The organism is Salmonella sp. SAL04214 (assembly GCF_046550615.1).
Classification (GTDB): Bacteria; Pseudomonadota; Gammaproteobacteria; order Enterobacterales; family Enterobacteriaceae; genus Salmonella; species Salmonella enterica.
The window spans coordinates 1-24,092 of record NZ_JBGDXT010000019.1 but is presented as its reverse complement, the minus strand read 5'-3'; the positions used below and the strand labels follow the sequence as shown (position 1 = coordinate 24,092).

24 protein-coding genes, 1 tRNA gene and 2 pseudogenes are annotated in these 24,092 nt (G+C 52.7%); 10 read left to right on the top strand and 17 right to left on the bottom strand.

Translation table 11 applies throughout. The features are described from left to right. Nucleotides 1-23: 23 nt before the first annotated feature. From ACLJQD_RS22470 to tssH, 10 genes and pseudogenes are all read right to left on the bottom strand, one after another. Nucleotides 24-407 carry a type VI secretion system amidase immunity protein Tai4 gene (locus ACLJQD_RS22470; protein ID WP_000379146.1) on the bottom strand — a complete coding sequence of 128 codons (384 nt, stop codon included), beginning with the start codon at nucleotides 405-407 and terminating at the stop codon, nucleotides 24-26. After that, on the bottom strand, nucleotides 392-877 hold the full coding sequence (locus tag ACLJQD_RS22465) for a type VI secretion system amidase effector protein Tae4 (protein ID WP_001081550.1): 486 nt from the start codon (nucleotides 875-877) through the stop codon (nucleotides 392-394). Before ACLJQD_RS22465 ends, ACLJQD_RS22470 begins: the two co-directional genes overlap by 16 nt. Nucleotides 878-919: 42 nt before the next feature. After that, nucleotides 920-1,114 (bottom strand): annotated as a pseudogene (locus tag ACLJQD_RS22460) (type VI secretion system lipoprotein TssJ); the annotation flags it as partial. Between the two features lie 67 nt (nucleotides 1,115-1,181). Further along, nucleotides 1,182-1,667, bottom strand: a complete 486-nt coding sequence (locus tag ACLJQD_RS22455) for an Hcp family type VI secretion system effector (protein ID WP_000312802.1) — start codon at nucleotides 1,665-1,667, stop codon at nucleotides 1,182-1,184. A gap of 253 nt (nucleotides 1,668-1,920) precedes the next feature. Further along, nucleotides 1,921-2,367, bottom strand: coding sequence for an STY0301 family protein (locus ACLJQD_RS22450; protein ID WP_020437319.1), 447 nt, complete (start codon nucleotides 2,365-2,367; stop codon nucleotides 1,921-1,923). Nucleotides 2,368-2,379: 12 nt separating this feature from the next. Further along, complete coding sequence (locus ACLJQD_RS22445; RefSeq protein ID WP_223229060.1) at nucleotides 2,380-2,538, bottom strand: BPSL0067 family protein; 159 nt, start codon at nucleotides 2,536-2,538, stop codon at nucleotides 2,380-2,382. Nucleotides 2,539-2,552: 14 nt separating this feature from the next. Continuing rightward, the gene (tssC, locus tag ACLJQD_RS22440) at nucleotides 2,553-4,061 is read right to left on the bottom strand and encodes a type VI secretion system contractile sheath large subunit (RefSeq protein WP_000013884.1); all 1,509 of its coding nucleotides are present in this window, start codon (nucleotides 4,059-4,061) and stop codon (nucleotides 2,553-2,555) included. Between the two features lie 23 nt (nucleotides 4,062-4,084). Further along, nucleotides 4,085-4,627, bottom strand: a complete 543-nt coding sequence (tssB, locus tag ACLJQD_RS22435; RefSeq protein WP_000996815.1) for a type VI secretion system contractile sheath small subunit — start codon at nucleotides 4,625-4,627, stop codon at nucleotides 4,085-4,087. 61 nt (nucleotides 4,628-4,688) lie between these two features. Next, entirely contained in the window at nucleotides 4,689-4,979 is a 291-nt protein-coding gene (locus ACLJQD_RS22430) for a hypothetical protein (RefSeq protein WP_000175471.1), read from the bottom strand. Between the two features lie 85 nt (nucleotides 4,980-5,064). Next, entirely contained in the window at nucleotides 5,065-7,728 is a 2,664-nt protein-coding gene (gene tssH, locus ACLJQD_RS22425; RefSeq protein ID WP_017442154.1) for a type VI secretion system ATPase TssH, read from the bottom strand. A gap of 367 nt (nucleotides 7,729-8,095) precedes the next feature. Between tssH and tagK the strand changes: the two genes are divergently transcribed. Genes tagK through ACLJQD_RS22395 form a run of 6 tightly spaced genes read left to right on the top strand, consistent with a single transcriptional unit; the run spans nucleotide 8,096 to nucleotide 14,257 of the window. Continuing rightward, nucleotides 8,096-8,998, top strand: coding sequence for a type VI secretion system-associated protein TagK (tagK, locus tag ACLJQD_RS22420; RefSeq protein ID WP_017442153.1), 903 nt, complete (start codon nucleotides 8,096-8,098; stop codon nucleotides 8,996-8,998). After that, entirely contained in the window at nucleotides 8,985-9,809 is an 825-nt protein-coding gene (locus ACLJQD_RS22415) for a type VI secretion system accessory protein TagJ (protein ID WP_017442152.1), read from the top strand. Before tagK ends, ACLJQD_RS22415 begins: the two co-directional genes overlap by 14 nt. Next, a complete protein-coding gene (tssE, locus tag ACLJQD_RS22410) occupies nucleotides 9,806-10,300 on the top strand; it encodes a type VI secretion system baseplate subunit TssE (RefSeq protein ID WP_000108007.1) in 495 nt (164 codons plus the stop codon). The genes ACLJQD_RS22415 and tssE overlap by 4 nt, the downstream gene beginning before the upstream one ends. Before the next feature lie 15 nt (nucleotides 10,301-10,315). Continuing rightward, on the top strand, nucleotides 10,316-12,199 hold the full coding sequence (gene tssF / locus ACLJQD_RS22405) for a type VI secretion system baseplate subunit TssF (protein ID WP_000371508.1): 1,884 nt from the start codon (nucleotides 10,316-10,318) through the stop codon (nucleotides 12,197-12,199). Continuing rightward, entirely contained in the window at nucleotides 12,196-13,191 is a 996-nt protein-coding gene (gene tssG / locus ACLJQD_RS22400) for a type VI secretion system baseplate subunit TssG (protein WP_000145239.1), read from the top strand. Before tssF ends, tssG begins: the two co-directional genes overlap by 4 nt. Before the next feature lie 10 nt (nucleotides 13,192-13,201). Continuing rightward, a complete protein-coding gene (locus ACLJQD_RS22395; RefSeq protein WP_000367619.1) occupies nucleotides 13,202-14,257 on the top strand; it encodes an ImpA family type VI secretion system protein in 1,056 nt (351 codons plus the stop codon). 320 nt (nucleotides 14,258-14,577) lie between these two features. Here ACLJQD_RS22395 and ACLJQD_RS22390 read toward each other — a convergent pair. After that, nucleotides 14,578-14,654 (bottom strand) — tRNA-Asp (locus ACLJQD_RS22390). Nucleotides 14,655-14,787: 133 nt separating this feature from the next. Next, a complete protein-coding gene (gene dnaQ, locus ACLJQD_RS22385; RefSeq protein ID WP_001670675.1) occupies nucleotides 14,788-15,519 on the bottom strand; it encodes a DNA polymerase III subunit epsilon in 732 nt (243 codons plus the stop codon). Nucleotides 15,520-15,582: 63 nt separating this feature from the next. Between dnaQ and rnhA the strand changes: the two genes are divergently transcribed. Then, nucleotides 15,583-16,050, top strand: a complete 468-nt coding sequence (rnhA, locus tag ACLJQD_RS22380; protein ID WP_000917872.1) for a ribonuclease HI — start codon at nucleotides 15,583-15,585, stop codon at nucleotides 16,048-16,050. On the opposite strand, the gene ACLJQD_RS22375 is transcribed toward rnhA, so the two are convergent. Continuing rightward, complete coding sequence (locus tag ACLJQD_RS22375) at nucleotides 16,047-16,769, bottom strand: class I SAM-dependent methyltransferase (RefSeq protein ID WP_000801238.1); 723 nt, start codon at nucleotides 16,767-16,769, stop codon at nucleotides 16,047-16,049. The genes rnhA and ACLJQD_RS22375 overlap by 4 nt on opposite strands. A 34-nt stretch (nucleotides 16,770-16,803) precedes the next feature. On the opposite strand from ACLJQD_RS22375, the gene gloB reads away from it, so the two are divergent. Both gloB and mltD read left to right on the top strand, forming a co-directional pair. After that, nucleotides 16,804-17,559, top strand: a complete 756-nt coding sequence (gloB, locus tag ACLJQD_RS22370; RefSeq protein ID WP_001052773.1) for a hydroxyacylglutathione hydrolase — start codon at nucleotides 16,804-16,806, stop codon at nucleotides 17,557-17,559. A 71-nt stretch (nucleotides 17,560-17,630) separates the two neighbouring features. Beyond that, nucleotides 17,631-18,998, top strand: coding sequence for a murein transglycosylase D (gene mltD, locus ACLJQD_RS22365; RefSeq protein ID WP_000644706.1), 1,368 nt, complete (start codon nucleotides 17,631-17,633; stop codon nucleotides 18,996-18,998). Between the two features lie 55 nt (nucleotides 18,999-19,053). Here the strand turns inward: mltD and ACLJQD_RS22360 are convergent, their stop codons facing one another. From ACLJQD_RS22360 to ACLJQD_RS22350, 3 genes are all read right to left on the bottom strand, one after another. Beyond that, nucleotides 19,054-19,824: a class I SAM-dependent methyltransferase gene (locus ACLJQD_RS22360; protein ID WP_000207236.1), complete on the bottom strand. Its 771-nt coding sequence runs from the start codon at nucleotides 19,822-19,824 to the stop codon at nucleotides 19,054-19,056. Between the two features lie 77 nt (nucleotides 19,825-19,901). Beyond that, on the bottom strand, nucleotides 19,902-20,702 hold the full coding sequence (locus ACLJQD_RS22355) for an endonuclease/exonuclease/phosphatase family protein (protein WP_001230970.1): 801 nt from the start codon (nucleotides 20,700-20,702) through the stop codon (nucleotides 19,902-19,904). Nucleotides 20,703-20,833: 131 nt separating this feature from the next. Beyond that, a complete protein-coding gene (locus ACLJQD_RS22350) occupies nucleotides 20,834-22,009 on the bottom strand; it encodes an MFS transporter (protein WP_017442150.1) in 1,176 nt (391 codons plus the stop codon). Nucleotides 22,010-22,113: 104 nt separating this feature from the next. Between ACLJQD_RS22350 and yafC the strand changes: the two genes are divergently transcribed. Next, nucleotides 22,114-23,028 carry a DNA-binding transcriptional regulator YafC gene (gene yafC / locus ACLJQD_RS22345; protein ID WP_000648525.1) on the top strand — a complete coding sequence of 305 codons (915 nt, stop codon included), beginning with the start codon at nucleotides 22,114-22,116 and terminating at the stop codon, nucleotides 23,026-23,028. Nucleotides 23,029-23,048: 20 nt separating this feature from the next. Here yafC and dkgB read toward each other — a convergent pair. Continuing rightward, nucleotides 23,049-23,852 (bottom strand): annotated as a pseudogene (gene dkgB / locus ACLJQD_RS22340) (2,5-didehydrogluconate reductase DkgB). Between the last annotated feature and the right edge of the window lie 240 nt (nucleotides 23,853-24,092).

The following is a 24,092-nucleotide window of genomic DNA, read 5'->3' as shown; positions in this document are numbered from 1 at the left end:
TATGCTTTTAATATCTTTGAATTTTACTTCTCGACACGCCTTTTAATTAATTCATTTAATTCCCTGTCATGGATAAAATCTATGCACTTCATGGTATTAAAATCTGATGATATCGAACCGTTATATTTCAACCCTGAATATTTTTTCGCAATCTCATCAATTTCATGGTAAATCTCCACAGATTGTTTACCATATTCAAGGTAAGCACTGGCCGTAGCTCTGGCATCGTTTTTAACGACATCATCTTTGTATACTAATGCCAGACAATGACTCAGCGCCCAATTTTTTAAGAGTTCCGACTGTGAATATTGTGTGGTCAATGCTTCTTGTGCAAAGGATGGCTGCCATACCAGCATTCCACTTATGCTGAAAGTAACTAATATTAACCATTTCACGGCAGTATCCACAGAGTCCCAACTTCAGGAACAAATGGTCCATTATCTGGGTCATTTAATAAGTGGCACTGATCTGAACAGATACTGCCATTCCATAATGTAACGTGTCCTCTGGCATTGCTCCAGCCATGCCCTTTTACTACGATAATTCCTTTCTTCCCTATAAAGTCACTCTGTTTCGGATTATTAACAATAAGATCAGGCTTGCCCATAGTATGAGTAAGATAATCAATCATATCATTCACGCGATAAATATAGAATTTATTATCGGCACCACTAACCTTTGCATACGGAGAGTTACGGGCTATTGGGAATCCTGTCGCATTCAAAACATAGCTCATTCGAATAGGGCAGGCATTTTGAAAATAACCACCAGTTATATTTTTCCCAACGTTTCCACCAATAATGCTACCCACATCAGCGACGGAATGATTCACCTTCCTAAAAGCTAACCACGCTTCATTGAATGAAGGTCTGTTCATTTTGCTTACCCTCTAAAAATTCTGTGTAGGTCATTAATTCTCAACACGTATCTTCATGGACGCCGCTTTCTTCTGATTGTCAGAATTCACCTTGTAAAACGCTTTCACGCTCAGGCCAGGCCGCTGCGATTAGGGGTCAGGTAGCGAATCGCTACTGCCGCATCCGGAAAGCAGGAGCAGTGCAAAAGGCATAGCTACCGCACATAACCACCCAGTGGGGTTACGCCATTTATTCACTGTAAATTCCTTTAAAATCAAAACAATAAAACCAGCCAGACATAACATCTGGCCGGAAAAACAGCCGTTAAATTTCTTTGTTGGCCTTGAAGTCGTAGCCTGCGGTGATGGTGCCGCCGCTGCCGCCCTGCTGGTTCTGCACCACGTATTCCTGCTTCACGGTGCTGAAGGAGAGCTCCACCGTTTCACGGGAGGCGATTTCACCATCGTGGCTGCCGCTCGGGGAAACCACGGCGACAATCAGGTCGGTGAAGGTATACTTGAGGTACTCCAGCGGATTGCCGCCAGCCTTACGCATAACCAGAATGGCCTGCGGAATGTGCTTGCCGGAGGCGCAGTATTTGAACAGGTTCGGGCTGGCGCGATCGATATAGTGATCAAAATCCAGGTTGGTGACGGAGACCTTACCGGAGCCGAGGCCGCTACCGGCGTGCATGGTGGATTCCTGATGAATATTCCAGCGCCAGCTCAGTACTTCAATTTCATTTTTGTGTTTGTCATCCATTGACTCGCCATCAATGCCGTCAATTTTTAAAAAAATGTCATAAGCCATTTTTATATCCTTATTAAGTTTTACTTAAAATAAACCTGATTTTATCTATATCTTTTTGTTTATAGATAAATCATTGCCGTACAGAATCCTTCTCCAATAACTTCAGGAGAACAGAAGACTGTATATTTTTCCGGTACCGATAATGTATTTAGTTATTTTATGAATTTGCATTATTTAATGCATATGAATAATGCTTCATAACTTCCGATAATAAAAACCATAACCTGTACTGAAATTTTCACGTCTCAAATCGCTAATTACAGATAAAAGATATAGACTGGTCTTCTGGCGATCCCTCAAAATTATGAGTCTTACAGCGAGTAGAAGAAGCAGGTATTGGTTGCGTCAACCATATCTGTTCATGACCATAAATACACGAAACCCAATAGCGATCGGTTTCTTTATCGCTAACACGTTCTGTTTCCCATACAGACCAATTTTCACCGTTTACTTTTTTAGTCTCTGGTTTGAGATCCATCAGGTTTTCAGGTTTACCCTGCGTTACCCCAATACTACTTAACCATAAACGCGACATATATCGAGGAGAAAGCTGCCACGGCGCTGGGACATCAGACTTCAGGCTCACAGCAGAAGACTGAGTATCAATAACAGCCGGACAACTGACTTCCCAAGCCACAGCATATTGTGAAAAGAGCAGAACAATACCAGGTAACAGATGAAAAGTTGAGCTTATGGTCATAATATGTATTTCCTACTCAATAATATAAAAAGCTTCGGCATTGTTACTGGCATCCGGATATGTGCCATCACTACGTATCCCACCTTTACGAGACCGTGGGCGAGACGAAATTCTTTTCTTCATATCCCTCTTTATATTCTCTATCTTCTCTGATTTCACTCGCTTAAACATTCACAAAATATATATCAGGCATTGCCCTGCTTCACTGACGGCAGTTTTGTCACCAGGCGCAGCGATCCCGTCAGCCCTTCAAGCTGGAAATGCGGACGCAGGAAGAATTTCGCGTCGTAATAACCTGGATTGCCTTCGACCTCTTCCACCACTACTTCAGCGGCAGCCAGCGGACGACGGGCTTTAGTTTCTTGCGAGGAGTTCACCGGATCGGCGTCGACATAATTCATGATCCACTCGTTCAGCCAGCGCTGCATATCCTCACGCTCTTTAAAGGAACCGATTTTGTCGCGGACGATACATTTGAGGAAGTGCGCGAAGCGCGAGCAGGCGAACAGGTACGGCAGACGGGCGGACAGGTTGGCGTTGGCCGTCGCGTCCGGATCGTAGTATTCCTGTGGTTTTTGCAGCGACTGTGCGCCGATAAAGGCGGCATAGTCTGAGTTTTTACGGTGGATCAACGGGATAAAACCGTTTTTCGCCAGTTCAGCCTCGCGGCGGTCAGAGATGGCGATTTCGGTCGGGCATTTCATGTCCACGCCGCCATCGTCAGTCGGGAAGGTATGGCAGGGAAGATTTTCCACCGCACCGCCTGATTCCACACCGCGAATCAACGTACACCAGCCGTAGTGTTTGAAGGAACGGTTGATGTTTACGCCCATCGCGTAGGCCGCGTTGCTCCAGACGTATTTGGTATGGTCAGAACCATCCGCATCTTCTTCAAAATCAAACTCGTCTACCGGGTTAGTTTTTGCGCCATACGGCAGGCGGGCAAGAAAACGCGGCATCGTCAGGCCAATATAACGGGAGTCTTCGCTAGCCCGCAGCGAGTTCCACGGCGCATATTCCAGGTTCTGGGTGACGATTTTGGTCAGGTCGCGGGGATTCGCCAGCTCCTGCCAGGAGTCCATTTGCAGTACCGAGGGGGAAGCCCCGGCAATAAACGGCGCATGGGCCGACGCGGCGACTTTGGCGATAGAGCCAAGCAGATCCACATCGGGCGGTGTATGGTCGAAGTAGTAATCCGCAATGATACAGCCATAAGGTTCGCCGCCTAACTGGCCGTATTCGGCTTCATACAGTTTCTTGAACATCGGGCTTTGATCCCAGGCGATGCCCTTGTAACGCTTCATGTTGCGCCGCAATTCATCTTTTGACAGATTCATGAAGCGAATTTTCAGCTTTTCGTCGGTCTCGGTGTTGTAAACCAGATGCTCCATACCGCGCCACGAGGATTCCAGCTTCTGCCAGTCGGGATGTTGCAGGATCAGTTTGATCTGTTCGGTCAGTTTAAAGTCGATCTGCGCAATAATAGCGCTGATGCTTTTATAGGCGTCATCGCTGACGGTGATCGTGTTCGCCAGCGCCTGTTGCGCCAGCGTCTGCACCGCGGCTTCCACGGCTTTTGCCGCCTGGGTAGTCTTGGGTCGGAAGGCCTGATTCAGCAACGCATCAAATTCACCGGATGCGGAGACGGTATCCTGAGCAACCGCGTCGGTTGCCTGCATATTACTGTTTGCCATGAAAATTCCTTAAAAATTCGACGTTATTCCGCTGATTCATTATCCGCTGACACACCTTGCTGGGTAGCGGCCGGTTTCGGCGCATTCGCCAGCGTTTTCAGCAGAGTCGGGTCCTGCAACAGTTTATTGACCAGATTTTCCGCCCCGGCCTTGCCATCCATGTAGGTCTGGAGGTTCGCCAGTTGAGTGCGGGCTTCCAGTAACTGGTTCAGGGCGTCCACCTTGCGGGCAATCTGTGCCGGCGAAAAGTCGTCCATATTTTCCAGCGTGATATCGACCATCAACTGACCTTCACCCGTCAGCGTATTCGGCACAGCGAACGCCACGCGCGGCGCAATGGCTTTCATGCGCTCATTGAAGTTATCAATATCAATATCGAGGAATTTGCGATCCGTCACCGGCGGCAGTTCTTCACGCGGTTTCCCGGCCAGATCGGCCAGCACCGCCATCACGAACGGCAGCTCGATTTTTTTCTCAGAGCCGTAAATCTCTACGTCATATTCAATCTGCACGCGCGGCGCGCGGTTGCGCGCGATGAATTTCTGCGCGCTATTGTTGATAGCCATACTCTTTCATTTCCTTATCAATCTACCGACGACCGCCCGGACAGCGGTGCAACGGCACAGTTTAAAAATCATACTCAGAGAGTTTTTTTATAATCTCTTTGTTTTCTTTGTACTTTTCCCGTAACCCAGGAAGTGCTTTTTTCGCCGGAGGGCACCAGGTATTAATGCCCTTTTCTATGTCTTTTTTATCCTCTTCCGGTAAAGAACTGTCCCATTCGCCGGCCAGATGCTGGCACATCTCTGCATTGCTCAGAAAATGCTGCACATCCTGTGGTAAAGGCGGTTCGCCATGAACACTGAAAGCGAACATCATTAGCAAAGGAGTCAATAACGCCGGGTAACGTAATGTCATATTTAATGCCCATCAATTGACCAGTGGGGTTTATCTGTATTTCCGCCGACAAACTTAGTCACGCCATAAACCCACTGCGCACCACTTAACTCTTTTGGCATATTCCCTCTTGCGAGGTTGTCTCAAAAACAATCTGCTCATCACCATTAACGCCGATATCAATCTGCCTGATAGCGGCTTTTTCCGTCATGGCCTGCAACCAGTAGCGCGACAGTTGTGGCAGGATGTGCTGTTCGATGTAGCCAATCAGCAACCGCGCGCCCGTTTCATGCATTGGACAGCACGCCACAATATGTGCGACCAGTTCCTCGCTATACGTCAGCGTCACGCCGTGCTGTTCACCCATCCGCGCCACCAGCCGGTCAAGGTGCAGACGGGCAATCACGCCACGCGACGTTTCGTCCAGCGGCAGGTAAGGGATCACCGTCACGCGGCCCAGAAATGCCGCCGGGAAATGCTTGCGTAATTCCGGCATTAGCGCCTCTTTAAGCCCCGTAGCATCGGGCATTAAAGCCGGATCTTCACACATCTGGCTGATGAGGTCGGAACCCACGTTGGTGGTGAGTAATAGCGTGGTGTTTTTGAAATCGACATGTGTTCCCTCACCGTCCTCCATCTCGCCCTTGTCAAACACCTGATAGAAGAGTTCATGGACGTCATGGTGCGCTTTTTCGATCTCGTCGAGCAGCACTACGCTCCAGGGGTGGCGACGCACCGCTTCCGTCAGCACACCACCCTCGCCATAGCCCACATAGCCGGGGGGCGCGCCTTTCAGCGTGGAAACGGTGTGAGCCTCCTGGAACTCGCTCATATTGATGGTAATCAGGTTCTGCTCACCGCCGTAGATAGCCTCCGCCAGCGCCAGCGCGGTTTCGGTTTTACCGACACCGGACGGCCCGGCCAGCATAAACACGCCCACCGGTTTGCGTGGATCGCCCAGTCCCGCCCTGGCGGTCTGAATACGTTCACCAATCTGCGCCAGCGCGCCGTCTTGCCCGGTAACGCGTTGCGCCAGTCGGGCAGGCAGTTCCAGCACCTGGCTGGCCTCATCTTTCACCATGCGCCCGGCAGGAATACCGGTCCAGTCGGCGACAATCGCCGCGACCACCGCCGCGCTGACTTCCGGGAACACCACCGGCGCGTCGCCCTGCCACTCCCTTAGCGCCGTTTCGGCCTGTTGCAGCGTGGTTTTGTCATCAGCATCAGACTCTGCGACACGCAGTTCCTGCAACGTATGTACCAGTTCCAGCTCCCGCTGCCAGCGAGATTCGGATGCAGTCAGTTCATCGTTGAGCGAGAAAATTCGCGCCGTCAGCGCATCGCGCCGCTCATCTGACTGAATCCCCATTTTTTCCTGCTTCTGCAACAGCGACCGTTCCATTTCCGCCGCTTTTAGCTGCTGGCGCAGGAACTGTACGCTGGCAGGCGGCGTGTGCAGCGTCAGCGCCACGCGGGCCGCGGCGGTATCCAGCAGGCTGATGGCCTTATCCGGCAACTGCCGGGCGGGAATGTAGCGGTGAGAAAGCTGTACCGCCGCACGTACCGCCTCATCCAGAATCAGTACGTTGTGGTGTTTTTCCAGCGTATCCACCAGACCACGCACCATTTCCATTGCGGGGATCTCTTCCGGTTCGGCAATCTGCAACACCTGAAAACGCCGGGTCAGCGCCGGATCTTTCTCAATATGGCGCTTGTATTCGCTCCAGGTGGTGGCGCCGATAGTCCGCAGGGTGCCGCGCGCCAGCGCCGGTTTCAGCAGGTTAGCGGCATCGCCCGTGCCGGATGCGCCGCCCGCGCCCACCAGAGTGTGAACTTCATCGACAAACAGAATAACCGGCTGCGGCGAGCGCCCGGCCTCTTCCAGTAACCCTTTCAGACGCGATTCAAACTCGCCTTTCATGCTGGCTCCGGCCAACAGAGCGCCAACGTCCAGCGCCAGCAGCCGTACTTCCCGCAGCGCGGGCGGCACTTCCCCCTGCGCAATCGCGAGGGCAAAACCTTCGACGACCGCCGTCTTTCCGACGCCCGCCTCACCAGTCAGTAGTGGATTATTCTGGCGACGGCGCAGCAGAATATCCGTCATGGTGCGGATTTCATGCTCACGCCCCGTCACCGGGTCGATTTTGCCGTCGCGCGCCTGTGCCGTCATGTCCTGACAGTATTTCGCCAGCGCGGATTTACCGTCCTGCCCGCCGTTGGGAATCGCCTGACTGCTTTCACCGGGAATGGCTGATGCCAGGCCGGAGCCGTCGTAAGGGCGCTCCTGCGCTTCCGGCGATGTTTCGATCAACGAGGGCAGTATTTCAGTCAGTTCATCAACCGGAAGCGTGGCCAGCGGCGCGCAGATACTGCTCAGTACCCGACGCAGTTCTGGCGTGGTCAACAAGGCCAGCAGCAACCAGCCGCTGCGAATTTTGTTATCGCCGTAACGGACGCTCGCCAGCATCCAGGCCTTTTCAACGCTGAGATCGATATGGTGAGAAAAATCACTAATGGCGCTGGCCCCGGCGGGCAGCATATCCAGTTGCCGGAGTAACGCTTTCTCCACATCAGAAAGAGGGATCTGGTAATGCCGAAGAACGTGGAGAATATCGTTATCGGGCTGCTGTGTTAACTGGTGCAGCCAGTGAGTCAGCTCAACCCAGGGATTAGAGCGTAGTTTGCAAAATGCCGTTGCCGATTCCAGCGACCGGAATAGTGGGCCGGCCAGTTTTCCATACAACGCACTGCGTGAAACAGGAGTTTCCATGTGTTATGCCTTGTGACATAAAAATTCATAAAAATAATGCATCAATGCATATAAATATATAAACAATTCTTTATTGATAGCCTCGAAAAAATATCGAAACAAAACAATGATACAGATCAGGGACTAATTAGCAACTAAGCCGTTAATATTAAATAATCAATGAACAGCAAGATAAAAATCGCAATTGCAGAATTAAAAGAAATAATATTTCAAAAAAGACATCTATGCATACAACAATGCATTCACGACGAAAATAATAAAAAGGGTGTCATCAATAATGACTCTCTATGAATTTAGTTAAAGTTATTTATGAATTAAAACTCCCTAAACGTTTCCTCCAGAAAAATAAATACATTTAAGGGACATAATGAAACAAGACATGTGGGAATTACGGAAAATACAGTCGCAGGGTATAACGGATAACGCACAGTATCCCGCAGGGACATACATCGTATTTACTGCCGCCGCCCCCTACATTCCGCTTTTTGAGCAACATGGGAAAGACGATATCGCGCTCAGTCTTGTTCGCCACGAAGAGGCGTGGTGGATTGTTAATCACTCTGCTGAACTGTGCTGTGCCGTCAATGAGCAGGTGATGGAACCTCATCACCGTATGCGGCTGAATGATGGAGATACGATTGAATGGGGTCTGTCATCCTGGTGCCTTGCCCGCACCAATGATGAGTCCCGTCCCGATGTTTCGTTTCCTCAGTTGGTTCAGTCATCTGAATCCGTTGCTGAGTACCTGGATCTGGACTGGTTTAAACAACAACAGCTCAATCCGCAGAACCCGTTCGATATTATTCCCGTCCGGGAAACCGCGCCCTCTTACACCGGCCATGAAGCGGATAGCACGCTACACCAGCTTTACCAGGAATATCAGCAGGCATTGCGGCCCTCCGGGCAGGAAAAGCCCCTCCGTCCTAAACCGTTTCCCCGAAATGAAGACGCTGTCACCCAGGATTTGACGTCGTTATACGATAAAAAGGGCGACACCGACACGTTACAGGATATGGTGGCAGGCGCGCCCGGTATTGATGCCATTCTGGATACGCTGGACACGACCGGTGAGGGTGAAATGCACTGGCTGGCGATGGAATCAATGCCCGATATCCTGCAACTGCTCTCGCCGGAACAGGCGGGGAAAACCGCACATAGCGAGATACTGCCCGATCTGACCCGCCGCGAGCATCGTATTATTGGCATCGACAGCCACTACCGAATCACTCCGACACAGAAAAATGGAAATACCGCCCATGAAAAAAACTGACACGCTTCCTGCTACCCTGTCCGCGCTGATACAGGAATACTCTATTGCGGAGGGGATTCAGATGGCGGAGCAGCAGGTTCGGGAAAATCCGGCGAAGGCGCTCTGCCGCCACAGCCTGTTTCAGTTGCTGTGTGTGGCCGGAGACTGGTCGCGGGCGCTACATCAGCTTCAGCTATGCGCCAGGATGGAGGCCAATTATACCCAGGAGGCCCGGCTGTACCGGGAGCTGGTTCGCTGCGAAATGTTCCGCCACACCGTTTTTCAGGGTGAACAACGACCCGGTTTTCTTCTGCCGCAGCCCGTTTGGGTGGAGTCACTTCTGGCGGCACTCGCCTGTCATGACGATACCGGTGAGGTTGATAAACACCGTAATACCGCACTGGAAGCCATAACAGACACGGGCGGGCAGTGGAACGGCGGCGCATTTGACTGGGCGAGCGACAGCGATTCCCGCCTTGGCCCGGTACTTGAGCTGGTCACCGGCGGCGTGTATATCTGGCTGCCGTTTTCGCAAATATGCTCGCTGGAATCGCCGCAACCGGCGCGCCTGACCGATCTGCTGTGGAAACCCGTTAATATCACCCTGGTGAATGGCGATACGCACGGCGCCTGGCTCTTTACCCGTTACAGCGGTTCGGAAAGTGCATCTGACGCCCTGCGTCTGTGCCGGGAAACCGCCTGGCAGGATGGCCCCGGCGAAACCACCGTGCGGGCGCTGGGGCAGAAAGTGTGGCTGACCAGCCACGGCGATATCAGCCTGCTGGACATGGCCCATTGTACCTTTCATGCTCAGGAAAACGATGGCGCATGAGCACGTCCCGTTTTACACCCGCTAACCATCTGCTGCCCACCCTATTTGATCGGCTGTGTGACAATGCCCCGTATCAGAAAATTGACCGGGATATCAGCGTCACGCCGGTACAACTGAAGGAGATCATTCGTCGGGATCTCTCCTTTTTGCTCAATACCATTAGCCACGAGGGTGACATCGACGCCCGGCGCTATCCGCAGGCGGCGGCGTCAGTGCTCAACTATGGCCTGCCGCCGCTGGCGGGCAGCTTTATGTATGAGCATAAGTGGGACGATATCAGCGAGGCGATCCGGCGCGCCATTATCCGTTTCGAACCCCGGCTGAACGCCGCCACACTCAGGGTCACGCCATTGCTCGATAAAACCCGGCAGGGTAGCTATAACACACTACAGTTTGAAATTCGCGGACAAATTCTGACGCAGCCGTATCCCACGGAGTTTCTGGTACGCAGCGCGCTGGATATGGAGCTGAGCCGCATTACGTTCTTTTAATACAGGGCATTATTCATGGATCCACGGCTACTGGAGTATTACAACCGCGAACTCAGCTACCTGCGGGAGACCGGTGCTGAGTTCGCCACCCTCCATCCCAAAATTGCCGCCCGACTGGGGATGCAGGGAACCGATATTGCCGACCCGTATGTGGAACGCATGATCGAGGCGTTCAGCTTTCTGAGCGCCCGTACTCAGCTAAAAATTGACGCCGAGTTTCCCCGCTTCACACAGCGATTACTGGAAGTCGTCAGCCCCAATTACGTCACCCCCACGCCATCGATGGCAGTGGTAAAGCTGTATCCCGATACGCAGGAAGGCGACCTGGCGAAAGGGGTCACCGTGCCGCGCGATACCGCGTTCGTTTCCCCCATCCCGGAAGGCGAAAATACCGCCTGCCAGTTTCGCAGCAGCCAGGACGTCACGCTGTGGCCGCTGTCCATCGAGGAGGTACGCCTGACCGCCGCGCCGCCGGATATGCCCGCCCTGCACCGCTATCTGCCGCCTAATATTCATGTCGCCGGGGCATTGCGCATCACCCTGCGAACCTTCGGGGAACTGACTTTCAGCGAGCTGGCCGGTCCGGCACGGCTGCCCTTTTACCTCTGCGGCGAAGAACGCATTGCGTCACACCTGTTTGAGCTGCTACATACCAGCGCCGTCGCCACACTGGCCGGAGAACCCGGTCACTTTGACGGCGAACTGAATGTGAATCTTCAACACCCGGTGGCGCACGAAGGGCTGGAGCCAGGGCAGGGGCTGCTGCCGCTCGCCTGGAACGTGTTTCATGGGCATAATCTACTGCATGAATTTTTCGCCTGTCCGGAACGGTTTTACTTCTTCACCCCGACCGGATTGTCTGCCGGGTTACAAAAGGTGCAGGGCAATGTGGCGGAAATTGTCATACTGCTTAACCGCCTGCCGCCGGACTGGCTGATTCATCAGACGGACGCTGCACAGTTCAGCCTGTTCTGTACGCCGGTGATCAACCTGTTTCCTCGCACCACCACCCGGATTGAAGTCACTCACAGCGTGACGGAACAGCATCTGGTGGTGGATCGTACCCGTCCGCTGGATTACGAGGTGTTTTCTGTTCAGGAAGTCGAAGGCCTGGAAGCGGAAACCACACGGAAGATGATTTTTCGTCCGCTGTATCACACCCGTAATAATGACGAAGGCAACCACGGGCGTTATTTTTCACTGCGTCGTGAACCGCGCCGCTCGTCAGAAAACGCCCGCCGCTATGGCACCCGAACCCCCTATACCGGCTCGGAAGTCTTCCTCTCGCTGGTTGATCAGCATGAAGCGCCCTACCCGGAAAATCTGCGCCATATCACCGTCACGGCAATGGTGACTAACCGCGATCTGCCCTGCCTTATTCCACGTAATGGCCGGGATGATCTGACCGTAGATGCGGCGATTCCGGTGGCGGGCGTGGGTCTTATCAGACCGCCGCGCCCGCCGCAGCCGCCGCTGGCTGAACGCGAAATGGCCTGGCGGCTGATCCGGCAGTTGTCGTTTAATTATCTGCCGCTGGCCGATCTGGATCACCGCACCGGCGGCCAGGCGCTGCGCGATCTGCTGAATCTGTTTATCCCGGCTCACGACAGCCCGCAGTCGCGCCAGGTGCGCAGCCTGATTGGCTGCAAAACCACCCCGGTGACCCGCCGCCTGCCCGGCTCCGGCCTGTTGGTCTATGGCCGGGGCGTCAGTTGCGAACTGACCGTGGACGAAGAAGGATTTTCCGGTATCAGTCCTTACCTGTTCGGTCTGGTGCTGGAACACTATATTGCCCGCCATGTTTCCATTAATACCTTCTCGCAGATGACGCTGCACTCGATGCAACGCGGGCATGTCATGACCTGGCCGGTCAGAACCGGGCAACGGGGGAGCGTATGACCGGCGCTCTCGACCAGGCGCAGAAAACCCCCTGGCGTTACGGATTCCTGAACCTGATGCGGCGCGTGGATGCCCAGCTCTGTGATACTCCGGCAGGCAGTATCTGGCAGCCACGGATGGAAAAATTCCGTCTGGGACAGACGCCGACGATGACCTTTGCACCACGGGAAATCGCCCAGGTCAGCTGGCAGGATGGACGCCTGCACCTGAGCCTGTACAGCCTCGGACTATGGGGGCCAAACGGCCCGTTGCCGCTGCACTATACCGAGCTGGCACTGAACCGCTCAGAGAGCCGTCACGATCCGACGCTGGTTCATTTTTCCAATATTTTTCACCACCGCTGGCTGACGCAGTTCTGGCAGGCATGGCGCAGCGCCCAGTCCGCTGGTGGCGGGCTGGACAAACCGGAACACGACCGTTTTGCGTTTTATATCGCCAGTCTCAGCGGGCAGGATCTACGGGAAAGCGCCGAAAGCCCGCTGTCAGATCATGTTCGCCTGGCAGCCTCCGCCCATCTGGTACGCGAATCGCGCAATCCTGACGGGCTGGCCGCCACGCTGGCGCACTATTTCAGCGTACCTTTTGCGGTGAAAGAGTTCGCCCTGCACTGGATAACGGTGGCGAACGATGAAATCACCCGTCTGGGCACGCCTGCGCAGTCTTCGGTGCTGGGCAACGGGGCGCTTATCGGCCAGGCCGTACCGGATATGCAGTACAAATTCCGGCTAATTATCGGCCCGCTCACGCTGGAGGATTACCTGCGTTTTCTGCCCGGCGGCAACAATCTGCCCGTGCTGACAGAACTGGTGCGTACGTTCATCGGTTTTGAATATTGCTGGGAAATTGAGCTGCAGTTGAAGCCTCATGCCGCACCGCCTGCGGTGATCGGCGGCGCGCAGCGGCTTGGCTGGACGGCCTGGGCAGGTAAAGCCATGCATGACCGTCCGGTGACCGGCATGATTTTTGAACCTGAACACGGCTTAACCCACTGAGAGTAATGATATGGATATGTCCCTGACTAAACCGGTAAGCGCGGAACAACCCTGCGGCCCCGATCCGGAGTACGATCCGGAGTACCTGCTGCTGTTCAGCCGCGCCGCCCCCCAGGCGGAGGCGCAATATGGTGATTTTGTCAGTACGCCGGAAGCCGTGAACTGGCCGGAAATTGAGCGTGATGCGCGCCGTCTGCTCACGCGCAGTAAGGATATCCGGGTGTTGATCCTGCTGCTGCGCAGTCGCATCCAGCAGGCTGGCGCACAGGGACTGGCGGAAATGCTCACGCAACTGGCAGAACTGAGCGTAATCTGGTCTGATGCACTCCATCCGCAGCTGCTTACCGGCGAAGGCGCATCCGCAGAGTCTATTGAAGATGCGGCGCTGGCGCGCAGTAATGCCCTGGCGGCGCTGCTGGATCACGAAGGCGTGATGGCAGACATTCGCGGTATCACGCTGTCAAACAGTGCCGCCCTGCGCCTGCAGGTACGGGATGTCGAGCGCGCGTTATCCGCTCCCCGCCCGGCTGATGCGTTGGCCCCCGAATCTGTCCGCCAGCAACTGGCCGACCTCGAAGCCCGTGGGGCATTACCGCTGGCGGCGTTTCGCGAAGCGCAGGAAAGCGCAGAACGCCTGCAAGTGTGGGCGCGTGAGACATTAGGCGATCTGGCTCCAGATTTTTCACGCCTGCGGCAGTTGTTAGCGCTGCTGCCTGACGTGGTACAGACAACCACACCGGAAATCCCTCCGTCGCCAGCGCCAGTGCCAGACCCCGCAGGCACGGTTATGGATAATGCCGTTCCGGCACGGGCAGAGGATGTGCCGCCTGTCAACGCGCCACCCGGTATATCCCTCCCACACAATGCTGAACCGGGGCCAATTCGCGATCGTAATGATGCGCTGGAGCGCCTGCGGTGCATTCGTCGCTGGTTTGAGAGCAGTGAACCCAGCAGCCCAACCATCCCACTGTTACGCCAGGCTGAAAGACTGGTGGGAAAACGGTTCTCGGAGGTGATCAATGAGATCCCGGTGGAGTTGCTGGAGAAGTGGGATGCCCTGGAGTGATGATGCGCATGTCTGGCGGTTCTCCGTAATTATCTGAGTGACATCAACATTACGCAGTCTGCTACTGCGCTGAACATGTCCCGATCCCGGTTAAGCACCGCCATGAGGCCGCGCCATAAATGTCAGTGGGATCAAAATAGCCATGACAGTGAAAGAAGTGGCGGTAATATCCTGTTCGTCATCCAGGCGTAGGCCCATTTGCGTCAGATTCCACGATAGGCGGTGGCACTGCTGAAGACGAAAAAAAACCGCATCCTTTTTACAGTGATACGGTTTTTTTTACTTCACAGGATGTATAAAAACACCCTGAGATTTGTATCTGGCGGAACGGACGGGACTCGAACCCGCGACCCCCTGCGTGACAGGCAGGTATTCTAACCAACTGAACTACCGCTCCGTGATGTTCCCGCTGGGAACGAGGCGAATATTACGGTTTGCGGTGTCGCCCGTCAACGCTTTTTCTCACCTTTTGAATCAGTTGCTGCAAAAATCGCCCGAAGGATGATTTTTATAGCCTAAAAAGGAATAAATTACGCCCGCCAAAGGCAACTTCCGCCCTTTTTCTGCACCAGATCAAGCCGCGATTCATGCGCAGCCAGCTCTTCCTCAGAGGCAAAAACGACCCGTAACCGGCTGGCCTGGCGAACGATTCGCTGAATGGTCGCCTCACCTTGCTGCCGTTGCGTCTCTCCTTCCATCGCAAACGTCATGGACGTTTGTCCGCCCGTCATCGCCAGATACACTTCGGCAAGGATCTGGGCATCGAGCAATGCGCCGTGCAAAGTACGTTTGCTATTATCTATCTCATAACGCGAACACAGCGCATCAAGGCTGTTACGCTTGCCGGGGAACATTTTCCGCGCCAACGCCAGGCTGTCGGTAACTTTGCAGAAAGTATTGGTTTTAGGAATATCGCGTTTAAGCAGACCAAACTCATAATCCATAAAGCCGATATCGAACGATGCGTTATGGATGACCAGCTCCGCACCGCGGATATAATCAAGAAACTCATCGACCACATCAGCAAAAACCGGCTTATCCAGCAGAAACTCATCGGCAATACCGTGTACGCCAAACGCTTCCGGATCCACCAGCCGATCCGGCTTCAGGTAAACATGAAAATTGTTGCCGGTCAGACGACGGTTTATCACCTCAACCGCACCGATCTCAATAATCTTGTGACCTTCATAGTGCGCGCCTATCTGGTTCATACCGGTGGTTTCGGTATCGAGGACAATCTGTCGTGTAATTGCAGTGCTCATATCGGTCATTTATGTCAGACTTGCGTTTTGTTATCGATTTCAATTACAGGAAGTCTACCAGAGATGCTTAAACAGGTAGAAATTTTCACCGATGGCTCTTGCCTGGGGAATCCAGGGCCTGGTGGTTATGGCGCTATCTTACGCTATCGCGGTCATGAAAAAACGTTTAGTGAAGGTTACACGCTGACCACCAATAACCGTATGGAACTGATGGCGGCGATCGTCGCGCTTGAAGCGTTAAAAGAACATTGCGAAGTGACATTGAGCACCGACAGCCAATATGTGCGGCAAGGAATTACCCAATGGATTCATAACTGGAAGAAACGCGGCTGGAAAACAGCGGAAAAGAAACCCGTAAAAAATGTCGATCTCTGGAAACGTCTCGATGCTGCGTTAGGCCAGCATCAGATCAAATGGGTATGGGTCAAAGGCCATGCAGGCCATCCCGAAAACGAGCGTTGTGATGAACTGGCGCGCGCCGCGGCAATGAATCCCACGCAGGAAGATAGTGGCTACCAGGCGGAAGCTTAGCCATCCGGTTTGCGATATTGCCGGGTGGCGCCAACGGTCTGGCGGATAGGGGTTTTACTTTTATTATGTCGCAGCGGATTAAGCGTAAGCGGAATGGTCCGCTTACGGGCCACAATAAGCTGTAAACAGCCCAGCGCCGGGATATGCGTATTTAAAAGCCGCCCCCCCTGCTTTTTCCAGGGTAAGACATGAAAACGGCTATAATGTAGCACTTCAAAATTGAGTAAAGACAGCCAGTCCAGTTGCCGCATAAGGGTAAACATCCGACTATTATAGGGCGGTGTTTTACGTAAAACGGGTACCAGTTTACGTAACCCCATCAAACTCAGTGGGTTAAATCCACTGATGACCAGCCAACCGTCATCAATCAATACACGGTCGGCTTCCCGTAATAAACGGTGCGGGTCGGTACACCACGGCAAAGTATGCGCCAGCAGACAAACATCGACGGATTTATCTGCAAAAGGAAGGTGTAGCGGATCGGCCAGAACCTGCATCGGTGAGCCCTGCGATGAAACATTCACCTGATGAGAGACCGCGCACGCTTCGGAATTGATTTCTGCGCTTAAATTACCGATTTTAAGCAAATGGAAACCATACATTTTTGCAAACCACGGATTTAGCTGCTGTTCCAGCGCCTCACGGTAGTAATTGCCCCAGGGCAACTCACCCCAACATCCGGGCGCAACGACAGTTTGAGAGAGCCTTGCCGGTTTCATCGCAACCTTCCGCTAATTATTTGAGAGGTAATATATGAATCTTAACAGTATTCCCGCGTTTCAGGACAATTACATCTGGGTGCTGACCAATGATGAAGGCCGCTGTGTGATTGTTGATCCCGGCGAAGCGGCCCCCGTCTTAAAGGCCATTGCTGAACATAAGTGGATGCCGGAGGCGATTTTTCTGACGCATCACCATCACGATCATGTTGGCGGAGTCAAAGAGCTGTTGCAACACTTCCCGCAAATGACGGTTTATGGACCGGCGGAAACACAAGACAAGGGAGCAACCCATCTTGTTGGCGATGGCGATACTATTCGCGTTTTAGGCGAGAAATTTACTCTTTTTGCCACGCCGGGCCACACGTTAGGACACGTCTGTTACTTTAGCCACCCTTACTTATTCTGCGGCGACACGCTGTTTTCCGGCGGCTGTGGTCGACTGTTTGAAGGCACGCCATCACAGATGTATCAGTCACTTATGAAAATTAATTCTCTGCCTGACGACACGCTCATTTGCTGCGCTCACGAATACACTTTAGCTAACATTAAGTTCGCATTGAGCATACTTCCGCACGATTCGTTCATAAATGAATATTATCGTAAAGTTAAAGAGTTACGTGTAAAAAAACAAATGACATTACCCGTTATTCTTAAAAATGAGCGTAAGATTAATCTTTTTTTAAGAACTGAAGATATTGATTTAATTAACGAAATAAACAAAGAAACAATATTGCAACAACCAGAAGCGCGTTTTGCATGGTTAAGGTCAAAGAAAGACACGTTCTGATAATTCTTACTTGTCATTCGCTAACTTCGCCGTTATGATCGGTCGTCTTTTAAGCAACTATTGACACACACATGAAGGCAAAAGCGATATTACTCGCCTCTGTCCTGCTTGTGGGGTGCCAGACGTCTCAGAACACTGGCAACGTCCAACAGCACGCACAGAGCCTTTCTGCAGCTGGTCAAGGGGAAGCAGGAAAGTTTACGAGTCAGGCACGATGGATGGACGACGGAACGTCTATCGCGCCAGATCAGGACTTGTGGGCTTTCATTGGCGACGAGCTAAAGATGGGAATTCCGGAAAACAGCCGGATTCGCGAACAGAAACAGAAGTATTTACGCAATAAGAGCTATCTCCACGATGTAACTTTACGGGCAGAGCCGTATATGTACTGGATAGCGGGGCAGGTTAAGAAACGTAACATGCCTATGGAGCTGGTACTACTACCCATAGTGGAGAGCGCTTTTGATCCTCACGCAACGTCTGGCGCCAATGCCGCAGGCATCTGGCAGATCATACCGAGCACAGGGCGCAATTATGGTTTAAAGCAGACCCGTAATTATGACGCGCGTCGCGATGTTGTAGCCTCTACGACCGCCGCGTTAGACATGATGCAGCGTCTGAACAAAATGTTTGACGGCGACTGGCTGTTAACCGTTGCAGCGTATAACAGCGGCGAAGGCCGTGTTATGCGGGCAATTAAAGCAAACAAAGCGCGTGGAAAACCGACGGATTTCTGGTCGCTTTCTTTGCCCAGAGAAACGAAACTCTACGTACCTAAGATGCTGGCATTGAGTGAAATTCTCAAAAACAGCAAACGCTACGGCGTACGTCTGCCAACAACAGATGAAAGCCGAGCGCTGGCACGAGTTCGTTTAAACAGTCCAGTTGAAATGGCCCAGGTTGCGGATATGGCGGGCATGTCTATCAGCAAGCTGAAGACGTTTAATGCCGGTGTAAAAGGGTCTACCTTAGGCGTAAGCGGTCCGCAATATGTTATGGTGCCCAAAAAGCATGCCGAGCAGTTGCGTGAGTCGCTGGCTTCCGGTGAGATTGACGCCGTTCAGTCCCAACTGATCGCCGACAATACGCCGTTGAATAGCCGTAGCTATAAGGTGCGCTCTGGCGATACGCTTTCCGGTATTGCTTCGCGGCTTGGCGTAAGCACGAAGGACTTGCAGCAGTGGAACAACCTGCGTGGTTCGCGCCTGAAAATCGGGCAAAGCCTGACCGTAGGCGCTGGCAGCAGCGCACAACGACTGGCAAACAATAGCGATAGCATTACCTATCGTGTCCGTAAAGGCGATTCGCTTTCCAGTATCGCCAGACGTCACGGGGTAAATATCAAAGATGTGATGCGCTGGAACCATGATACGGATAATCTACAACCGGGCGATCAGCTTACGTTGTTTGTGAAGGACAATAGCACGCCAGACTCCTGATATTGTCCGACGAAAAAGCCAAAAGGCGCCGCTTCCCCCGGCGCCTTTTAAATTGCTATACCGCTTTATGCGCTTCCAGCATGATAGTATCGCTGCTAAACGAGCCGTCATCCTGCAACTCAAAATAACGCTTCACCTCTACCGGGGCGCTCGCCTGATATAATCGAATCGCCTCAACCAACGGCGCTGGCGTACGCATCCGCGTTACCCATGAGCGAAACTCCAGCGATAAACGATCGGTTATCACGGTATTCGTTACCAGCATCGCGTTATTGACCATCGCCAGCCATTCGCCACTGGAATAGTTACGGACATGCGACGTGTCGCGTAACGCCTCCACCGTTTGCAGCCAGATATCGCGTACAGGATGTCCAGGCGACATGACATCCATGATAATCAGCACGCCGCCGGGTTTTAATACACGATAAACCTCACGCAATGCCTGACCAACGTCGTGCCAGTGATGCGCGGAATAGCGGCTAATCACCACCTCAAACGATGCATCTTCAAAGGGCAGTTTTTCGGCATAGCCTTGCCGGAGAGTAATATTACTTAAATGTCTTTCTTCCGCCGCTCCAGCGACAACCTCAAGCATGCTGGCGGATAAATCGTATGCCACGACCGAGTTGGCATGTTGCGCAGCGACAAAACTCGCGTGTCCAGCTCCACATCCCATATCCAGTACGTTCGCGTGGGAAAAATCAGACAGCCTTTGCGCCAGCCGCGCTAAGTCACGACCCGATGCGTGAACGGCGCTATGTAAATAGGCGTTCGCCTGTGAACCAAACTGCTTTTCAACATTGTCATGATGGGAATGCGTTGTCATGGTAGTGCCCTTCTGTTATGAGAAAAATAGAGGGCAGCACCCGAAGAGGCCTGCCCCACGGCAGACCTGACGCACCTTTATTGCTCAGGTTTGCCGGGACTGAATTCAACGAGTAGCGGATTGTGATCGGAAGCGCGCGTCACCAGTACGGAGGCTTCATTCACGTTTAACCCACGATAAAAAACAAAATCCAGCGGTCGTCCAAACGCACGACGGCGCTGATCGTCAGTGAAACGCACCTGGCGCAGCGACATCTCACGTGCAAAGCGGTACAACGCATTCATACGTGGGCGGCTCCAGGCATTAAAATCCCCCGCCATAATGACAGGGCCGCTATGGTGCGCAATCTGGTCGCCGATCGGAAGTAACTGCTTACTGTATACGTCCACGCCCAGACTAAAATTTACCGCATGAACATTTACTACCATTAATAAACGGGTATCCGGCAAGGGATATACCGTCACCAGGGCTGATTTCGCCAAACGTAAAATTGGTTCTCTTTCCCGTAAAGGGCAGCAGTAAACAGGATGGGCGGCAGAAAGCGTCATGACGCCAGACGGATGCTGAGGTAATACAAAAGCGGGAACCTGGTCGGCGGCAAGATAGTTAGCGGTGGCAAACTGTACCAGTTCAGGCGTCGTCTGTGCCTCCTGCAACAGGACCAGATGCGCATCTTTGCCGTAGTTCTTCAGCACCGATAACCATTCGGCTCGCTGCTGCTTGAATATATTCCACACGAGGATACGGATCCGCTCTTCACTGCTTAGCGGTTCCCCGGCGGGCAATGCCTGGCCAATGCTCGCAAACGACCCTGGCGGCAAAATCCGCTCGGCGGGCTGTCCGGCAACATAGCGCATCGCATAGGTGTTTTTTCGCACTTTTGACTTTCAAACCTCTGTAACGTCAACCAGTCCTCAACCGGACTGGTTCTTCTGTTATAGGGATTTTAGCACTCACTTTCAACGAACAATTGCAGTTTGTTTTGTAAGTAGGCGCTTACATCAATAATTTACTCCAGAGCAATGCGTACAGGTTTATCAAGACGTCCGCTGACACCCATCAGCAGGAAAGCCACCAGAACAATGAGGGCGCCAATCCACGGCGTCTGCGCCAAACCGTAATGCGCCACCGTTTGCCCGCCAATCACGGAGCCCAGCGCAATACCAATGTTAAACGCCGCAATGTTCAGACCTGACGCCACATCTACCGCATTAGGCGTGAATTGTTCCGCTTTCTGTACCACGTAGACCTGCAACCCTGGTACGTTACCGAAAGCAAAGATCCCCATCACCAGAATGGTAGCCAGCGCGGCATACTGCGTGGAAGCCGTCACCTGGAAGACCATCAGCAGAACAAACAGCGCGGCGAAAATGAATTTCAGAGCCGGCACGGCACCATGCTTATCCGCCAGTTTACCGCCCCAGATATTGCCGATAGCCACAGATACGCCATAACCCAGTAGGATCCAGCTTACTGCTGCCGGGGAGAATCCCGCCAGATCCTGCATCATCGGCGCCAGGAAGGTGAATGCCGTGAATACCCCGCCGTAGCCAAGCGCCGTAACGGCGTAAATCAGCAACAGACGAGGATGAGTCAGTACTTTCACCTGGTCACGAATGCTGGCGGCCGCCCGACCGGGAATGTTGGCCGGGATCAGCAGTTGACTGCTCATCAGCGCAATCACCCCTAACAGTGATACCGCAAGGAAGGTCTCACGCCAGCCAAAATGCTGACCGATAAATGTGCCCAGCGGCACGCCCGTGACCAGCGCTACCGTTAAACCACCAAACATAATAGCGATCGCAGAAGCCGCTTTCTCTTTTGGCACCAGACTTGTCGCGATGGTAGATCCAATAGAGAAGAACACGCCGTGCGCCAGGCCCGTCAGCAGACGGGCGACGATTAATGTCATATAGCCCGGTGCCTGCCATGCCAGCAAATTCCCCGCCGTAAACAAGACCATCAGCGCGACCAGTAACTGTTTACGCGGCAGGCGTCCGGTCAGCGCGGTCAGCACCGGCGCGCCAATAGCCACACCCAGCGCATAGATTGAAACCAGCATTCCGGCGGAAGGTAACGAAACAGCCAGTTGTTGTGCAATGGTCGGCACCAGGCCGACAATCACAAACTCAGTCGTACCGATAGCGAAAGCACTTATTGTCAGTGCAAATAAAGCGAGAGGCATACATAACTCCATAACAGCAGTAATCAGATGACACGCAGTATGCCTGGATGTTTTAATGACAAAAATAGCCAAAATATCAATTTAATTTTGCTTCAGGAGCAAAAATGAAAGCCACCTCCGAAGAACTCGCAATTTTTGTCGCTGTCGTGGAAAGCGGCAGCTTCAGCCGGGCGGCAGAGCAGCTTGGACAGGCCAATTCCGCTGTCAGCCGGGCAGTTAAAAAGCTGGAGATGAAGCTCGGCGTCAGTCTGCTTAATCGTACGACCCGACAGCTGAGCCTGACTGAAGAAGGAGAGCGATACTTCAGGCGTGTGCAGCAGATACTGCAAGAAATGGCCGCCGCAGAAACGGAAATCATGGAGTCGCGTAATACCCCACGCGGCTTACTGCGTATCGATGCGGCAACGCCGGTAATGCTGCATTTCCTGATGCCGCTGATTAAACCTTTTCGTGAACGGTATCCGGAAATAACGTTGTCTCTTGTCTCCTCAGAAACGTTCATCAATCTTATTGAACGAAAAGTGGATGTTGCGATACGCGCAGGCACGTTGACAGATTCAAGTCTGCGCGCGCGCCCGTTATTTACCAGCTATCGCAAGATTATCGCTTCACCTGACTATATTGCCCGCTTTGGCAAGCCTGAGAGCGTTGAAGAGTTAAAACGGCATCTGTGCCTGGGGTTTTCTGAACCCATCTCGCTCAATACCTGGCCAATAGCCTGTAGCGATGGGCAGCTCCATGAGATCGAATGTGGGATTTCTTCCAACAGCGGAGAAACGTTAAAACAGCTTTGCCTGAACGGTAACGGCATTGCATGTCTTTCAGATTATATGATTGATAAAGAGATCGCGCGGGGAGAACTGGTGGAACTGCTGGCCGATAAACGTCTGCCGGTAGAAATGCCTTTCAGCGCCGTTTACTACAGCGATCGCGCCGTCAGCACACGCATTCGGGCATTTATCGACTTTTTGAGCGAATATATAAGAACAGCTCCCGCAGGAGCTGTGAAAGAGGGTTAAAGGTACAAAGGATCGGGTAATTAATCCCAGGCAGGAGCCAGTCCTTCCGGGCTAACCAGACGATCGTTGCGGTCCAGTGCCGCGATCGCATTTTTATCTTCGGCATCCAGATGCAGGTCCTGCGCCAGCAGGTTGCTTGCCAGGTTTTCACGCCTGGTGGATGAAGGGATCACCGAGTAACCTTCACCCATTGCCCATGCCAGAATAACCTGCGCCGGGGTCGCATTATGTTTAGCCGCAATGCGCGCAATCACTTCATCTTTCAGCGCTTTACCGTATGCCAGCGTCATGTAAGAGGTGATATGGATACCGTGCGCTTTCGCCCAGTCAACCACCTTACGATTCTGCAGATACGGAGATAGCTCAATCTGGTTGGTGGCGATATGGTCTGCGCCCACCGCGGCAATAGCCTTTTTCATCAACGGAATGGTGAAGTTTGAAATGCCAATTTCGCGAGTCAGCCCTTGTTTTTTAGCTTCCAGCAATGCCTGCATAAATTCTTCGACAGACACAGCATCACCCGGAGATGGTCAGCGGATCAGCGTCAGATCGACATAATCGGTACGCAGTTTTTTCAGGCTCTCTTTCAGGCTTGGGATTAGCTTGTCTTTGCTAAGGTTTTCAATCCAGATCTTGGTGGTGATGTACAGCTCATTACGCGGTACACCGCTCTCAGCAATCGCCTGTCCAACAGCCGCTTCATTATCATAGATTTGCGCAGTGTCGACAGCACGGTAGCCCAGTTCAAGCGCCGTTTTCACAGAAGCGATAACCACGTCGTCTTTCAGGCGAAAAGTACCTAAACCGAATGCAGGGATAGTCATAGAATTCCTCTTTTTAATCACTATGTTCGTTAACTGAGGGGATTATGACCTTCAGCGCTTTGCAGAAAAAGAGCGAGACATGCAGAGGATTTTTGCGAATTGAGCAATAATTAAATGACATGCAAAGAAAAAGCCCTGAGCTAATGCTCAGGGCTCTTAATAAGTGGCGGAACGGACGGGACTCGAACCCGCGACCCCCTGCGTGACAGGCAGGTATTCTAACCAACTGAACTACCGCTC

Coding starts and splice junctions, on each gene's coding strand:
- tssC (WP_000013884.1), bottom strand. CDS start 4,061: ATGGCAAACAGTAATATGCAGGCAACCGACGCGGTTGCTCAGGATACC.
- yafC (WP_000648525.1), top strand. CDS start 22,114: ATGAAAGCCACCTCCGAAGAACTCGCAATTTTTGTCGCTGTCGTGGAA.
- mltD (WP_000644706.1), top strand. CDS start 17,631: ATGAAGGCAAAAGCGATATTACTCGCCTCTGTCCTGCTTGTGGGGTGC.
- rnhA (WP_000917872.1), top strand. CDS start 15,583: ATGCTTAAACAGGTAGAAATTTTCACCGATGGCTCTTGCCTGGGGAAT.
- tssG (WP_000145239.1), top strand. CDS start 12,196: ATGACCGGCGCTCTCGACCAGGCGCAGAAAACCCCCTGGCGTTACGGA.
- tssB (WP_000996815.1), bottom strand. CDS start 4,627: ATGGCTATCAACAATAGCGCGCAGAAATTCATCGCGCGCAACCGCGCG.
- ACLJQD_RS22395 (WP_000367619.1), top strand. CDS start 13,202: ATGGATATGTCCCTGACTAAACCGGTAAGCGCGGAACAACCCTGCGGC.
- ACLJQD_RS22455 (WP_000312802.1), bottom strand. CDS start 1,667: ATGGCTTATGACATTTTTTTAAAAATTGACGGCATTGATGGCGAGTCA.
- ACLJQD_RS22465 (WP_001081550.1), bottom strand. CDS start 877: ATGAACAGACCTTCATTCAATGAAGCGTGGTTAGCTTTTAGGAAGGTG.
- ACLJQD_RS22445 (WP_223229060.1), bottom strand. CDS start 2,538: ATGTTTAAGCGAGTGAAATCAGAGAAGATAGAGAATATAAAGAGGGAT.
- dnaQ (WP_001670675.1), bottom strand. CDS start 15,519: ATGAGCACTGCAATTACACGACAGATTGTCCTCGATACCGAAACCACC.
- tssF (WP_000371508.1), top strand. CDS start 10,316: ATGGATCCACGGCTACTGGAGTATTACAACCGCGAACTCAGCTACCTG.
- ACLJQD_RS22415 (WP_017442152.1), top strand. CDS start 8,985: ATGAAAAAAACTGACACGCTTCCTGCTACCCTGTCCGCGCTGATACAG.
- ACLJQD_RS22360 (WP_000207236.1), bottom strand. CDS start 19,824: ATGACAACGCATTCCCATCATGACAATGTTGAAAAGCAGTTTGGTTCA.
- ACLJQD_RS22450 (WP_020437319.1), bottom strand. CDS start 2,367: ATGACCATAAGCTCAACTTTTCATCTGTTACCTGGTATTGTTCTGCTC.
- ACLJQD_RS22375 (WP_000801238.1), bottom strand. CDS start 16,769: ATGAAACCGGCAAGGCTCTCTCAAACTGTCGTTGCGCCCGGATGTTGG.
- ACLJQD_RS22350 (WP_017442150.1), bottom strand. CDS start 22,009: ATGCCTCTCGCTTTATTTGCACTGACAATAAGTGCTTTCGCTATCGGT.
- tagK (WP_017442153.1), top strand. CDS start 8,096: ATGAAACAAGACATGTGGGAATTACGGAAAATACAGTCGCAGGGTATA.
- gloB (WP_001052773.1), top strand. CDS start 16,804: ATGAATCTTAACAGTATTCCCGCGTTTCAGGACAATTACATCTGGGTG.
- tssE (WP_000108007.1), top strand. CDS start 9,806: ATGAGCACGTCCCGTTTTACACCCGCTAACCATCTGCTGCCCACCCTA.
- tssH (WP_017442154.1), bottom strand. CDS start 7,728: ATGGAAACTCCTGTTTCACGCAGTGCGTTGTATGGAAAACTGGCCGGC.
- ACLJQD_RS22430 (WP_000175471.1), bottom strand. CDS start 4,979: ATGACATTACGTTACCCGGCGTTATTGACTCCTTTGCTAATGATGTTC.